The organism is Pseudomonas sp. 2995-1, from assembly GCF_002742505.1.
In the GTDB taxonomy this organism is placed as follows: Bacteria; Pseudomonadota; Gammaproteobacteria; order Pseudomonadales; family Pseudomonadaceae; genus Aquipseudomonas; species Aquipseudomonas sivasensis.
Map to the genome: position 1 here is coordinate 381,088 of NZ_LJSA01000377.1, position 12,966 is coordinate 394,053.

Annotated in this window: 15 protein-coding genes; 5 read left to right on the plus strand and 10 right to left on the minus strand. The window is 61.6% G+C overall.

Going from position 1 to position 12,966, the window contains the following annotated elements; all coding sequences use genetic code 11:
* Positions 1-103: 103 nt before the first annotated feature.
* The 4 genes from AOA61_RS18985 to AOA61_RS19000 all read left to right on the plus strand — a co-directional run bounded on the left by AOA61_RS18985 (position 104) and on the right by AOA61_RS19000 (position 3,864).
* Entirely contained in the window at positions 104-1,603 is a 1,500-nt protein-coding gene (locus tag AOA61_RS18985; protein WP_099602403.1) for an APC family permease, read from the plus strand.
* Complete coding sequence (locus AOA61_RS18990; protein WP_099602629.1) at positions 1,584-2,168, plus strand: DUF3156 family protein; 585 nt, start codon at positions 1,584-1,586, stop codon at positions 2,166-2,168. The genes AOA61_RS18985 and AOA61_RS18990 overlap by 20 nt, the downstream gene beginning before the upstream one ends.
* A gap of 118 nt (positions 2,169-2,286) precedes the next feature.
* Positions 2,287-3,249: a transcriptional regulator FeaR gene (gene feaR, locus AOA61_RS18995; protein WP_099602404.1), complete on the plus strand. Its 963-nt coding sequence runs from the start codon at positions 2,287-2,289 to the stop codon at positions 3,247-3,249.
* 15 nt (positions 3,250-3,264) lie between these two features.
* Positions 3,265-3,864: a TetR/AcrR family transcriptional regulator gene (locus AOA61_RS19000; RefSeq protein ID WP_099602405.1), complete on the plus strand. Its 600-nt coding sequence runs from the start codon at positions 3,265-3,267 to the stop codon at positions 3,862-3,864.
* A 63-nt stretch (positions 3,865-3,927) separates the two neighbouring features.
* On the opposite strand, the gene AOA61_RS19005 is transcribed toward AOA61_RS19000, so the two are convergent.
* The 6 genes from AOA61_RS19005 to AOA61_RS19030 all read right to left on the minus strand — a co-directional run bounded on the left by AOA61_RS19005 (position 3,928) and on the right by AOA61_RS19030 (position 8,801).
* A complete protein-coding gene (locus AOA61_RS19005) occupies positions 3,928-4,698 on the minus strand; it encodes an SDR family oxidoreductase (RefSeq protein WP_099602406.1) in 771 nt (256 codons plus the stop codon).
* The gene (locus AOA61_RS19010; RefSeq protein WP_099602407.1) at positions 4,691-5,491 is read right to left on the minus strand and encodes an SDR family NAD(P)-dependent oxidoreductase; all 801 of its coding nucleotides are present in this window, start codon (positions 5,489-5,491) and stop codon (positions 4,691-4,693) included. The genes AOA61_RS19005 and AOA61_RS19010 overlap by 8 nt, the downstream gene beginning before the upstream one ends.
* Entirely contained in the window at positions 5,484-6,305 is an 822-nt protein-coding gene (locus AOA61_RS19015) for a molybdenum cofactor biosynthesis F family protein (protein ID WP_099602408.1), read from the minus strand. Before AOA61_RS19015 ends, AOA61_RS19010 begins: the two co-directional genes overlap by 8 nt.
* Before the next feature lie 84 nt (positions 6,306-6,389).
* The gene (locus AOA61_RS19020; protein ID WP_032891377.1) at positions 6,390-7,049 is read right to left on the minus strand and encodes a LuxR C-terminal-related transcriptional regulator; all 660 of its coding nucleotides are present in this window, start codon (positions 7,047-7,049) and stop codon (positions 6,390-6,392) included.
* A 56-nt stretch (positions 7,050-7,105) separates the two neighbouring features.
* Positions 7,106-7,471 (minus strand): cupin domain-containing protein, encoded by a 366-nt coding sequence (locus AOA61_RS19025; protein ID WP_099602409.1) that lies wholly within the window; start codon positions 7,469-7,471, stop codon positions 7,106-7,108.
* 31 nt (positions 7,472-7,502) lie between these two features.
* Positions 7,503-8,801: an FAD-binding oxidoreductase gene (locus tag AOA61_RS19030; RefSeq protein ID WP_099602410.1), complete on the minus strand. Its 1,299-nt coding sequence runs from the start codon at positions 8,799-8,801 to the stop codon at positions 7,503-7,505.
* A 238-nt stretch (positions 8,802-9,039) separates the two neighbouring features.
* Here AOA61_RS19030 and hpaR point away from each other — a divergent pair, with 238 nt between their 5' ends.
* Positions 9,040-9,462: a homoprotocatechuate degradation operon regulator HpaR gene (gene hpaR, locus AOA61_RS19035; protein WP_032891381.1), complete on the plus strand. Its 423-nt coding sequence runs from the start codon at positions 9,040-9,042 to the stop codon at positions 9,460-9,462.
* 101 nt (positions 9,463-9,563) lie between these two features.
* On the opposite strand, the gene hpaI is transcribed toward hpaR, so the two are convergent.
* Genes hpaI through AOA61_RS19055 form a run of 4 tightly spaced genes read right to left on the minus strand, consistent with a single transcriptional unit; the run spans position 9,564 to position 12,947 of the window.
* Positions 9,564-10,367, minus strand: coding sequence for a 4-hydroxy-2-oxoheptanedioate aldolase (gene hpaI, locus AOA61_RS19040; protein WP_099602411.1), 804 nt, complete (start codon positions 10,365-10,367; stop codon positions 9,564-9,566).
* Between the two features lie 14 nt (positions 10,368-10,381).
* Entirely contained in the window at positions 10,382-11,185 is an 804-nt protein-coding gene (gene hpaH / locus AOA61_RS19045; protein ID WP_032891384.1) for a 2-oxo-hept-4-ene-1,7-dioate hydratase, read from the minus strand.
* Between the two features lie 12 nt (positions 11,186-11,197).
* On the minus strand, positions 11,198-12,502 hold the full coding sequence (locus AOA61_RS19050; RefSeq protein WP_099602412.1) for an MFS transporter: 1,305 nt from the start codon (positions 12,500-12,502) through the stop codon (positions 11,198-11,200).
* A gap of 52 nt (positions 12,503-12,554) precedes the next feature.
* A complete protein-coding gene (locus tag AOA61_RS19055; protein WP_099602413.1) occupies positions 12,555-12,947 on the minus strand; it encodes a 5-carboxymethyl-2-hydroxymuconate Delta-isomerase in 393 nt (130 codons plus the stop codon).
* Positions 12,948-12,966: the final 19 nt, after the last annotated feature.

Genomic DNA, 12,966 nt, shown 5'->3' on the forward strand with positions numbered 1-12,966 from the left:
TCGATGCCGTTTTGATCAGGGACTGGTTGGGGAGGGCGTTATCGCCGGCTCCCTGTAGGGCTCGATGCATCCACTAAGAAATCCGCTTTCGAGGATCCGCACCATGTCGATCAATGACCGGCTCACGCAGCATTTGAAACGAGGCAGCGTCGGCTTTCCAACCGCGCTGGCCAGCACCATTGGCCTGATCATGGCCAGCCCGGTGATTCTTACCGCGACCATGGGTTTCGGGATCGGCGGCAGCGCCTTTGCGGTGGCCATGCTGATCGCAGTGGTAATGATGCTGGCCCAGGCGACTACCTTTGCCGAGGCGGCTTCGATCCTGCCGACCACCGGTTCGGTCTACGACTACATCAATTGCGGCATGGGTCGATTCTTCGCGATTACCGGCACTTTGTCGGCGTACCTGATCGTGCACGTGTTCGCGGGCACGGCCGAGACCATTCTGTCCGGGGTCATGGCCCTGGTGAACTTCGAGCACCTCAATACCCTGGCGGAGTCGGCCGGCGGCTCCTGGTTGCTGGGGGTCGGGTTCGTGGTGGTGTTCGGCATTCTCAATGCTTTCGGCGTCAGTGCCTTTGGCCGGGCCGAGATCATCCTGACCTTCGGCATGTGGACCACGTTGATGGTGTTTGGCGTGATGGGCCTGATCGCCGCACCGGCGGTGCAGCTGGAGGGCTGGTTTGGTGTGTCGCTGGTGGGCACTGACCTGATCACCATTCTGTCGCTGGTGGGCATGGCCATGTTCATGTTCGTCGGTTGCGAGTTCGTTACACCGTTGGCCCCGGATTTGCGCAATTCGGCCAAGGTCATGCCCAAGGCGATGATTCTTGGATTGCTGAGCGTGGCAACCTGCATGTTTATCTATGGCGCGGCGATGAAGCGCCAGGTCGAAAACGTGCTGCTGGACGCCGCGTCGGGCGTGCACCTGCTCGACACGCCGATGGCGATTCCCAAGTTTGCCGAGCAGGTCATGGGCCAGGTAGGCCCGCTGTGGCTGGGGATCGGTTTTCTGTTCGCGGGTGCCGCCACCATCAACACGTTAATGGCCGGTGTGCCGCGGATTCTCTATGGCATGGCGGTGGACGGTGCGTTGCCCAAGGTGTTCACCTACTTGCACCCGCGCTTCAAGACGCCGCTGCTGTGCATCCTCGTGGCGATGCTGATCCCGTGCCTGTATGCCCTGTGGCTGGGTGGCAACACCGATAACATCATGCACCTGGTGCTGGCGGCGGTGTGTGCGTGGAGTTTCTCCTACCTGCTGGTGACGCTGTCGGTGGTGATCCTGCGGATTCGTCGCCCTGATCTGCCACGGGCCTATCGCTCGCCGTTTTTCCCGTTGCCGCAGATCCTGTCCAGCGTCGGCATCTTGCTGGGCATGTGGTTCATCACCCCACCGGGCATGAACCCCGCCGACATTTATGTGCCGTTTGGCGTGATGCTTGGGATCACCGCGAGCTATGCGCTGTTCTGGACACTGGCGGTGCAGAAGGTCAATCCATTCAAGCCCGCGTCGGTAGAAGACGTGCTGGCCAAGGAGTTTTCCCATGAGCCTGGCAACCCTCACCCTGGGTATATCGAGCATGCTGCAAAAGCTGTCTGAGCTGTTCAGTGCCAAACGTGCCCCGGCCGGTTATCGTCCCGGCGTCACGCTTGAGTACCTGCGACGCAACCTTGGCCTGGCGAGTTTTACCTCGACTGGGCCGACAAGCGCAGTGTTCGGTTTGGGCGATAGCGACGTGCAGGTGGCGGTTGGCGAGCGCACCGAATCGCAGTTGCTGATGCACTTGGTCATGACCGAATTCATGGTCAACGTGCCCGCCTCAGAGCAGGGCAATGCACGCTTCGAGCTGCACCACCGCGGGTCGATTCGGCGCACGGGGCTGGCGTGTCGGCAACGCGCTGGTACGCCGAACTTGCTGCCCAGGCTTGAGTCTGCGTTGACGCAGGATCAAGCCCTGCATCAAGCGTTGATGGCGCTGGACTTCAAGCGCCTGTGCATCGCACTGGACGGCCAGCAGTGGCACGTTCGGCTTGAACATATGGGCGGCAGCGAAGTGGTCAACCGCATGCCCGCGTTTCGTCGCTACATCGCCTTGAGCGGCGCGCAGCGAGGGGCTTTGTTCGATGTTCTTGCGGGGTTACACCGGGTGCTGGGCGCGCTCTGATTTTTGGCGACTTGGCATCAATACTGCTTCCACAGTCGGTACTACGTACTTGTTGCGCCTATATAGATAACATGTTAACTATTGGCCAACAAAAACAAGAAGCCACTGTGGAGTTGCCATGAGCACCTATCAATCTGCGCACACTGGATTGGACACCTGGACTCAGGATTTGCGAGCGGCCTGTGGCCATTTCGACACTGAACTGGCCTTCAACCGTTCGCTGTTCATCGGTGAAGTCTCCACGCTCTCCCGTGGTTGCCTCTCACTGGCCTCCCTGCGGACCAATGCCGGCCTGATCAAGCGCCCACGGCCCAACGCCGATCACGACATGGACCAGCATTGCTTCCTCGTCAGCCAGCGCAGCGGCTATTGCCAGATCACCCAGAACGACGAGGTCATCCAGTTGGCCCCCGGTGACATGCTGCTGATGGATTCCACCGGTTCAATCGAGATCAGCCCCTTCGGCCTGATTGAACATGCATCCCTGTCTCTTTCGCGCAACGCAGTGTGCAAACAGCTGGGCAACGCCTCGAAAACCTTCGGCAAGATCTCGTCGAGTAAAGCCTGTGGGCGGATGCTCCATGTGTTGATGGACCAACTGTGCAGGGAAGGGCTGGAAGGCCAGGATTCAGAGGAAGAGGCGCAGGCACTGCAGGCGGCCTTTGTCTCCTTGCTGGGCTCGGCGTTTGACGCGCATGACACCCAAGGTGACAGCACCGCCTCGTTGCACGGCAGCAACCTGCGCAGCTATGTGCAGAAAGTTATTGATGAGTCCCTGACCCAGCCGGGCCTGAGCCCCGTGGGCCTGGCCAATCGGCTGAACATCTCGGTGCGACACTTGTACCGCCTGTTTGAAGAACAGGACGACAGCGTCTGCCGCTACATCCAGCGGGCGCGGCTCAAGCGTAGCGCGGATGACCTGACCAACCCGTTCCTCAAGAGTGAGTCGATCACCTCGATTGCCTATAAGTGGGGCTTCACCGATTCGGCTCACTTCAGTCGCTCGTTCAAGAAGCAATTCGAGCTGTCGCCCAAGGACTTTCGTTCGACCCATCTGCAGCAAGCGGTCGGTGCGGCGTAGGTTGTCCATCGATCAATGAAAGCGCTCAGCCTGTCGGCCAGTAACATTTGTGCGGTGGCGGTCGAACACTTTGCCGATCATGGGTATGACGCCTCGTCGCTGAACGATATCGCGGTGGGAGCGGGTATGCGCAAGGCGTCGTTGTATGCGCACTTTGTGAGCAAGGATGCGTTGTTTCAGACGGTCTTCCAGATTGCCCTGGATCATGAACACCACTCTATCGTTGGTTGCTTTCAGGACGAGGTCGGTTACACGGGGATGCCGGGTTATTTGCACCTTGAGCGCTTGATCGGCCGCTATGAAGGCTCTGCGCATCTGCGCTTTCTGTTGCGTACGGCGTACTTTCCGCCGGCGCGGATTCGCAGCGTGATTACGGCGGGATTCGAGGGGTATCTGGCCTGCATACGCGAGGGTTTTCAGCATGCAGCGCGGAGTCGGTACAGCCGGGTAGAGCCCGAGGCGCTTGAGGTGTTTTGTGATGCCTATCTGGGGATTGTCGACAGCTTGCATGTAGAGTTGATTTATTCGACGGCTCAGGGGTACGTCAAACGGCTAGCGGCGTTGTCGCGGGTGTTCGGTGACTCACTGTCGATGCTCGAAAGGGCCGAGCGCTAGATCAACTGTGGGAGGGGGGGCAAGCCCCTCCCACAGTTGATTCGGTTTACAGATACCCAGAGGCTATTTCACCTCAGGTAACGTCGATCCGCCATCCACCACGAGGGTCTGGCCAGTGATGTAGGCGGCCAGGTCAGACGCCAGAAACAACATGGCTGCGGCAATATCTTCCGGGGCGCCGAGTCGTCCCAGAGGAACGCGGCTGGCGATGTCGGCGTTGACTTGTTCGTCGCCCAGATTGCCCATGGCCGGCGTGGCGATCATCCCTGGCTCGACGCCATTGACCCGCACTCCGTCGCAGGCCAACTCCAGCGCTGTGTTGCGGATAAAACCGTTGACCCCGGCTTTGGACGCCGCGTAGTGACTGAGGCCCGGATAGGCAACCCGTGGCCCGGTGACCGATGACGTGACCAACACACAGCCACCGCCCTGGCGCTGAAACATGGGCAAGGCGGCCTGGGTCAGCCAGAACAATGCGCAGAGGTTGACCGCCAGGGTGCGTTCCAGGACGGCGGGGGTGATCTGCGCGAAGGGTGTCAGCGGGAAATAGCCGGCGTTGTGCACCAGGACATCCAGGCGGCCCCAGTCCAGGTCTATGGTCCTGATACCGTCGAACACGGCAGCGGCGTCAGCCAGATCAAGTTCCATGGCTTCGACCTGACAGCCTCGCACGCGCAGCGCTTCGGCCAGCGCTTGGGCTTGCGCCAGGCGCAGGTCGGCGATCATCACGCGCGCGCCGCGCCAGGCAAACGCCTCGACAATGGCCTGGCCGATGCCTTGGGCGCCGCCGGTGACCAGCACGGTTTTTCCGCTGAAATTTAAATCTTCAGGCATGGGCGTTCTCCATATGGGCATAGGCCAGCGTCGGCACATCCACGATGCTCGAACCGCCGTCGGCGACCACGCTTGCGCCGGTGATGATTGAGGCGTCAGGGCTGGCGAGGAAGCGGCACACCTTGGCGATTTCGTCGGCGCTGGCGGGGCGGCGCAACGGTACGTCGGCGCATACGCGGACATAGGCTTGCTGCAACGTGTCGCCGTAAGCCTCCATCAAGGGCTGCATTTCCTGATCGGCCATCGGCGTGGTGACCCAGCCGGGGCACACCGCGTTCACCCGCACCCCACGCGGCCCGTAGTCCCGTGCCAGCGAGCGGTTAAGCCCGAGCAGCGCATGCTTGGCGGTGGTGTAGCCGCACACTTCAGGCCCGGCGGCCAGGGAGGCGATGGAGCCGAGCAGCACGATATTGCCGGCGCTTTCGATCAGCAGCGGCAGGCAAGCCCGGGCGCTATAAAACGCGCTGTCCAGGTTACTGCGCAACGCGGCTTCCCAACTGGCCGGGCTGGTTTGGCTGGCACTGCCCACGCCATGCCCACCGGCACACGCCAGCAATACATCAAGGCGGCCATGGCGCGCGCGAATCTGCGCGATAAAGCCTTTCCAGGTGTCCGGGCAGGCCGCATCGCCGACCAGGATCAGGCCACCGGTTTGGGCCGCCACCTGCTCCAACAGCTCGCGACGCCGGCCGATCAAGACTAGATTGGCCCCTTCGGCGGCGTACATCCTGGCGCAGGCGGCGCCGATGCCGGTGCCGGCGCCCGTGATGACGACGGTGCGTGGATCAGGCATCGGGATACTCCGTGCGGTTGAGTACCTGGCAGTAGGAACTGACCGGAAAGTTCGACAGCTCAGCAAAGGACGCGTCGGCATAACCGAAGATCTTGCCGTCGCTGCGGTGCTGTTGCAGGTCGATCAATACCAGGCCCAAGGTCGGGATGATCTTTTCGCGCCAGACAAACAGGTACAACTGGTCGGCGATCTTGTAGTAGTGGCAGCGGTCGGTATCGCACAGGCCTTGCTCCACGCCCTTGATGCATTGCCAGGCGTAGAACTGATCGTTCAGGTAGATGTGCTCGTAGACTTCGCTCGGGCTGTAGCGGTACAGGTTGCGCAAGCCGATCAGCTCCTGGGTCGGCGCGTGGGGGCAATGGCCGGGTTGCCAGGGTTGGTCCAGGCTGCCGTGCAGGAAATCCACCTCAACCGAGGTCAACGCTTTGCCGGCCAGGGCGCGGCTGTAGAGGCCTTCTTCGGTGTGCTCGCGGCGCGGCATTCGGCCGATCACGGCGGTGAACGACGACGTGGCGGTGTCCAGCACCAGGCTGATCGACCACGCCTGGCCGGCTTCGTGTTTGATGAAATCGACCAGGTACAGCCCCGGTCGCACCGATGTAGCGCGGTACGCGGCCGAACCGCTGGAGTGGCCGTCGGCGGCGTGCCAGTGCAGCGCGTCGGCTTCAAAGCGATGCTCGATCTGCCAGCCGTTGGCAAAGTGCAGGGTGAAGGTTTTGCCGTTGAGGTCGGCGAGGTTGGGCAGGATGAACGCTGCGGGGGCGAAACCGTCGGCGAGGGCGCCTACGGTGATCCAGTCGGATGGGGTGGTCATTGCATGGCTCCGGTGGGTTGAATGGACAACCCGGAGCATGAGGTGGAGCAGGGCGCGCGCCTATCAACCGAAGGGTTGAGCCCGCTACAGAAACAGCGCCGCCACCAGTTCGGTGCGGCTGCTCACGCCCGCCTTGCGGAACAGGTGGATCAGGTGGGTCTTGATGGTGGGCAGGCCCACGTCCAGTTCCAGGGCCAGTTGCTTGTTGCTCGCGCCTTGACGCAATAACCACGCGATCTGGCGCTCCTTGGGCGTGAAGGCGGCGAATGCATCCTCACAGGGCTGCATATTGGCCACTGCCATTTGCAGCAGGGCCTGCAAGGCAGTGAGCTGCGCCAATTGGTCGGGGGTGAAGGCGCCTTGTTCGGCAGTGCGCAGTAACGAGATGGCCGCCTGGGGTTGGTCGGCGCGATGGGCAACGATCTCCACCACATCGATTACACCGTAGCGCTGCAGGAAGTCGCGATAGCGGCGGCTGTCACGCTGGGGTTGGCGGGCCATGGCCAAACCCAGCGGCACCACGGCCAGCCCGGTGGACAGGCAATTGCGCGGCTGCAACGGGTCGAATTGCCGGTAGTTGTCCAGGTAGTCGCGGTGCATCTCGCCACTCATGCCTTGCAGTTGGAAATCGCGGGCTTGGAGTTGGCGGTCGACACAATAAAACGCGGCCTGGCTGGCGGGGACGAGCTGGGTGAAAGCCTGCAGGCAATGGCCGGCGACTTCCTGAGCGGGGATGGCGTGCATGGTCGGTCACCTGCGCCGGAGAAAATGCTGCCGACCGAAGCCGGCAGGCAGAACCATCAAACAACCGCGAAATAGTGCTTCACAAAGCTCTCGCTCTCAATCTCCCACAGCACCGGCGTGCCCTTGGTCACGAACCAGCTGTCGCCGGCTTTGTAACGGCTGCTCTGGCCGGTGCTTTCATCGGTCAATACCACTTCGCCGGTGACCACGGTGGCCTGTTCGGCAAACGGATAGACCATGCGGAACTTGCCTTGGGTGGTGCCGAAATAGGCACTGCAGACCGGGTCGGTCGGTGCGCCAAAGGTCATTTTGCCGAAGGCGTTGACTTCACCTTCGAGGATCTCGGAACCAAGGTCGGCGACGGTGCCCCAGGCATCGAGGTCCGATAATTGGATGTCTTTCTTGAGCGTCGTAACGGGCATGGCAGTTCTCCTGAGAATGAAACGGTGGGCATCAACGGCGACCGTTGAAGTAACCCGACAGTTGATGAAGGCTTTTACCGGCGGTCAGCAGCAGTGGGCGGATATGGTCCTTGCCCAGGATCTGCGCATGCTTGACCGAGCTGATCAGGTCATAGCGCGATGAACCCTCGCTCATGCCTTCGGCCAGGACCTTGCAGATGATGTGGCTGGGCGTGACGCCAAAGCCGGCGTAACCCTGCACATAGAAGGCGTTGGGGCGACCATTGAGGGTGCCGATCTGCGGAAACAGGTTGGCCCCGGTCGCCATCGGCCCGCCCCACGCCAGGTCGATCTTCACGTCCTTGAGGTACGGGAAAATCTTCAGCATCAGGTTGCGGTTCCAGGCCTTGAGGTCCTGCGGGATGTGCTCGACAAACGGCGTGGCGGCACCGAACAGCAGGCGGTTTTCATTGGTGACGCGGTAGTAGTCGATCACCGGCCGAATATCGCTGTAGGCGCCGCGTATCGGGCTGATGCGATGGATCATCTCGTCCGACAACGGTTCGGTCATCAACTGAAAGGCGTAGGTGTTAACGGTCGTCTTGTGCAGTTCGGGTTCGAGCTTGTTGAGGAAACTGTCGCAGGCCCACAGCAACTTGGACGCCTTGACCGAGCCGCGGCCGGTGCGCACGGTGATGCGCTCGCCATAACTGACGTCCAGGGCCGGGCTGTGTTCGAAGATGCGCACGCCATGGCCGGCCAGTGCCTTGGCTTCGCCCAGCAGCAGGTTGAGCGAATGCACGTGGCCGCCGCCCATGTGCAGCAGCGCGCTGGTATAGGCGTCGGACCCGATGATCTGCTTGACCTCGGACCCTGCCATAAAGCGGATTTCGTCTTTGGTATTGATCGACTTGAAGTCTTTCTCCCAGGCGCGCAGGGTTTTTTCCTGGCGGGCGTTGAAGCCCATATAGCCGTAGCCGTGGCAGAAGTCGGCGTCAATCGAATATTTGGCGATGCGGTCCTTGATGATCCCGGCGCCCAGTTCGCTGATTTCAAAAATCTGGCGCAGGCCTTCGTCGCCTACTTGTTGCTTGATCTTCTCCAAGTCATGGCCGCCCCCCGCCATGATCTGCCCGCCGTTGCGACCCGTGCCACCAAAGCCCAGGTAGCGCGCTTCCAGCACCACAATATTGGTGATGCCTTTTTCAGCGAGTTCCAGCGCGGTGTTGATGCCGGAGAAACCGCCGCCAATCACTACCACATCCGCTTCCACGTCCTGTTCGAGGGTTGGGAAACTGAGGTTGTATTTTTTGGTTGCCGAGTAGTAGGTCGGCGTTTCGATATTGATCATGGCGCAGCCTGGAAAAGTGAAAGGGAACTCACTGCAGAGCCGACAAGAAGCTCTGTGCCTGTTGGGGTCTATTAACTGCCTTCCGAGCGGTAGGTGTCTTGATTCTGTGTGCCGTCGGTCTTGACCCTGGCTGCCACTGTCCACCCTGGAGCCGGCAAGGCGGTAAAGCGGCACACGGTGATCAGTCGCGGGTGCTAGAATGTTGTTAATCTGTTAACTAATTGCGACGCCTGCACCCATGCCCAAACCGCGCCAATCCCTGACCCTTACTTTGCTCCAAGCGCGTGAAGCCGCCATGGGGTTTTTTCGTCCTTCGCTTAACCAACACGGTTTGACCGAGCAGCAATGGCGGGTCATTCGCATCCTGAGCCAGCACGATGAGCTGGAGATTAATCGTCTGGCGGAGCTTGCGTGCATCCTCAAACCGAGCATGACCGGTGTGCTGGTTCGTATGGAGGCCGCGGGCATGGTTGAGCGGCGCAAGGCGCAGCAGGACCAACGGCGTGTGCTGGTGCGGTTGGCCGACAAAGGTCAGGCGTGTTTTGCCTCGATGAGTCAGTGCATGGAGGCGAATTATCAGCGCTTGCAGGCGGGCTTTGGTGAGGAGAAGTTGCAGACGTTGCTGGCGTTGCTCAATGAGCTGAAGACGCTCAAGCGTTGATAGGGCTAACCCGGCGTCCTGCCGGGTTGCCCACGGATTCAAGCCTGCGTTCGGCCAGCGTGTTTGCCGGCAAAGCCAAAGCAAACGCGAATACCGCAGCGTCAGTAGATAGCACCGGCAGTGCTTGTGGGCGCCGGTGCATCTTTGAAGGCCGCCGCGAGGCTTTGCAATCCGCGCATCAGCACGGTGGTGTCGACGCCCACTGCGACGAACGCCGCGCCCAGTTCGATGTAACGCCGCGCCAAGGCCTGGTCGGCGCTGAGGATGCCGGCGGCCTTGCCAGCACTGCGGATACGGGCGATGGCGTGTTCAATCGCCGCCTGCACGTCAGGATGGCCGGGGTTGCCGCGAAAACCCATCGAGGCGCTCAGGTCCGCCGGGCCGATAAACACACCATCCACGCCCTCTACCGCCGCAATCGCATCCAGGTTGGCCAGGCCTTCACGGCTTTCGATCTGCACCAGCAAGCACATCTGCTCGTCGGCTTTGTCGAGGTAATCGGGGATGCTGTTCCAGCGCGACGCCCGTGCCAGCGCGCTGCCGACGCCGCGCACGCCGTTGGGCGGGTAGTGGATCGCCTTGACCAGTTCCCGTGCCTGCGCTGCGCTTTCCACCATGGGCACCAGCAAGGTTTGTACGCCGATATCGAGCACTTGTTTGATCAGCGCGGTGTCACCGATGACCGGGCGGATCACCGGGTGGCTGGGGTAGGGCGCCACGGCCTGGAGCTGGCCGAGCATGCCGCGCAGGTCGTTGGGCGCGTGTTCGCCGTCGATCAGCAGCCAGTCAAACCCGGCGTTGGCGGCCAGTTCTGCGCAATAGGCATCGGATAAACCCAACCACAGGCCGATCTGGGCCTCACCGCTGTGCAGGCGTTGCTTGAAGGTGTTGATAGGCATGTCCATCGAGCGATCTCCTGTTAAACGAAGCGGCAGGCAATCGAGCCAAGCATGTCGTAGTCGACATGAAAGGTATCGCCAGGGTTGGCCGCCACCGGCCGAGTGAAGGAACCGCCGAGGATGATTTGCCCAGGTTGCAGGGTCACGTCATACGCGGCGAGTTTATTGGCGAGCCAGGCCACGCCCTTGGCCGGGTGATTGAGCACGGCGGCCGATACGCCGGATTCTTCGATCACGCCATTGCGGTAGAGCACTGCCGGCACTTTGCGCAGGTCGATTTCAGTGGGGCGCACGGCGCGTCCGCCCATGACCACGCCCGCGTTGGCGGCATTGTCGGAGATGGTGTCAAACACCTTGCGGGTGGCGTTGGTGTGCGGGTCGACCTGTTGGATACGCGCGTCGATGATCTCCAGCGCCGGGATCACCCACTCGGTGGCGTCCAGCACATCGAACACCGTCACATTCGGGCCTTTAAGCGGTTTGCCCAGGATGAACGCCAACTCCACCTCGACCCTCGGCACGATAAAGCGCTCGAAGGGGATGTCGGTGCCTTCATCGAAGAACATGTCATCGAGCAGCGCGCCGTAATCCGGCTCGGTGATGTTGGACGACACTTGCATGGCGCGGGAGGTCAGGCCGATCTTGTGGCCGACCAGCTTGCGCCCGTCCTTGATCTTTTGGGCGACCCAGGCGCGCTGGATGGCGTAGGCGTCTTCGATCGTGATCGTCGGGTGCTCCAGGGAAAACTGGCGCACCTGTTCCCGTGACCTTTCGGCCTGGTCAAGACGGGCGGCGGCTTGCTGGATGAGCTGTTGATCAAGCATGACAAGGGTCTCTCAGTGAGGGTTGACGATGGCGGCCTGGGTGCGCAGCACCAGCAGGCCACCGAGTGCAATAAGCAGCGCCAGGGCGTAAAGGGCCAGGCTGGCGCTGTGGGTGGTGTCGCGCATCCAGCCAATCAGATAGGGCGCAAAGAAAGACGCGATGCTGCCGAAGGAACTGATCAAGGCGATGCCGGCGGCCTGAGTGGTGTTGGAGAGAAACGCCGGAGGTAACTGCCAGAACATCGGCAATGCCGCGCTGGCGCCCATGCCGGCGAGGATCAGGCCGCTCAGCACCAGGGTCGGGTTGGCTGGAGCGAGCCCGGCGATGGCAATACCGGCAGCCGCCATCAGCAACGGCACGCACAGGTGCCAGCGGCGTTCACGCTGGCGATCCGACGAACGCCCGCAGCCGATCATGAAAAAGCAACCCGCCAGATACGGCACTGCACTGAGCAGTCCGACCTTGCCGTCGCTGCCGACCCCGGCGCCGTGGATCAGTGTTGGCATCCAGAACGCCAGGGTGTTGACCGCCAGCATCACCGCGAAATACACCGCCACCAACAGCCAGACTTGCGGGTTACGCAGAATCGCGGAGAACGAGGTGATCGATTTGCGCTGTTCTTCCTTCGTCAGTTGTTCGCGCAGTTGTTGCTTCTGCGCGGGCGTCAGCCAGGTAACGGTCTCGAAACTGTCCGGCAGGCACTTGAGCACCACCAGCCCGAGCAGGATGACCGGCGCGCCCTCGATGACAAACATCCACTGCCAGCCGCGCAGGCTGCCCAGGTCATGGAAGTGCTCAAGAATGCCGCCCGACAGTGGCCCTCCAATCACCCCGGCCATGGGCACCGCAATCGCAAATAAGGCGGTGACTTGCGCACGCCGACCAGCCGGGTACCAACGGTTGAGGAACACCAGGATGCCTGGGAAGAAACCCGCCTCGGCCACTCCGAGCAAAAAGCGCAGCACATAGAAGCCCGTGGCGCTGTCGACCATGAACATGCAGGTCGACAGCGCGCCCCACACCACCATCAACGTGGCGATCCAGCGCCTGGGACCCACACGGTCCAGGGCCATGTTGCTCGGTACGCCGAACAGCGCGTAAGCGACAAAGAACAGACCGGCGCCGAAGCCGTAGACCGTGTCGCTGAAATTCAGGTCGGCGCTCATTTGCATCTTGGCGAAGCCGATGTTGATGCGGTCGAGGTGGGCAAAGAGGTAGCAGATCAACAACAGCGGCATCAGCCGCCAGGTGATGGTGCTGTGGGTGCGGTCGCGGGCGACGCTGCCGAGGCTGTCGGCGATATTGGCTGTGCTCATGGTTTTATACTTTTTGTCTGAGAAGGCCGATGGAGTGAACGGGCAGGGCGTGCTAGCCCAGCTGGGCCTTGAGGAAGGCGTGCACGTTGTTCTGCTTGAAGTTGAGCTGCTCGTGCAGCTCGATCATTTCAAACGACAGGGCCAGCAGGCGTTGGGCCTGAAGCTCGGCAAAGTGCGCGGTGATCACCTCGAAGAGGTGTTCGGCGACTTGCTGACGGGTCGCCAGGTCGCGGCCATGGCCGACCTTGAGCGTCATGTGCACGAAGGCGTAGTCGTGCTTGCCGTCGGCCATGCGCCAGGTATCCAGGCGCACGCCACGGCTGCGGATGCCGCCCAGCGGGAACACACCGCTGTCGCCCAGGGTGGCATGGACTTTTTCAAACAGGCCAGGCAAATCCGCCTGCTGCTCGATGTTGTCGGTGTATTCAGCGATGAAGTGGGGCATGGACGGCTCCTTCAGACCG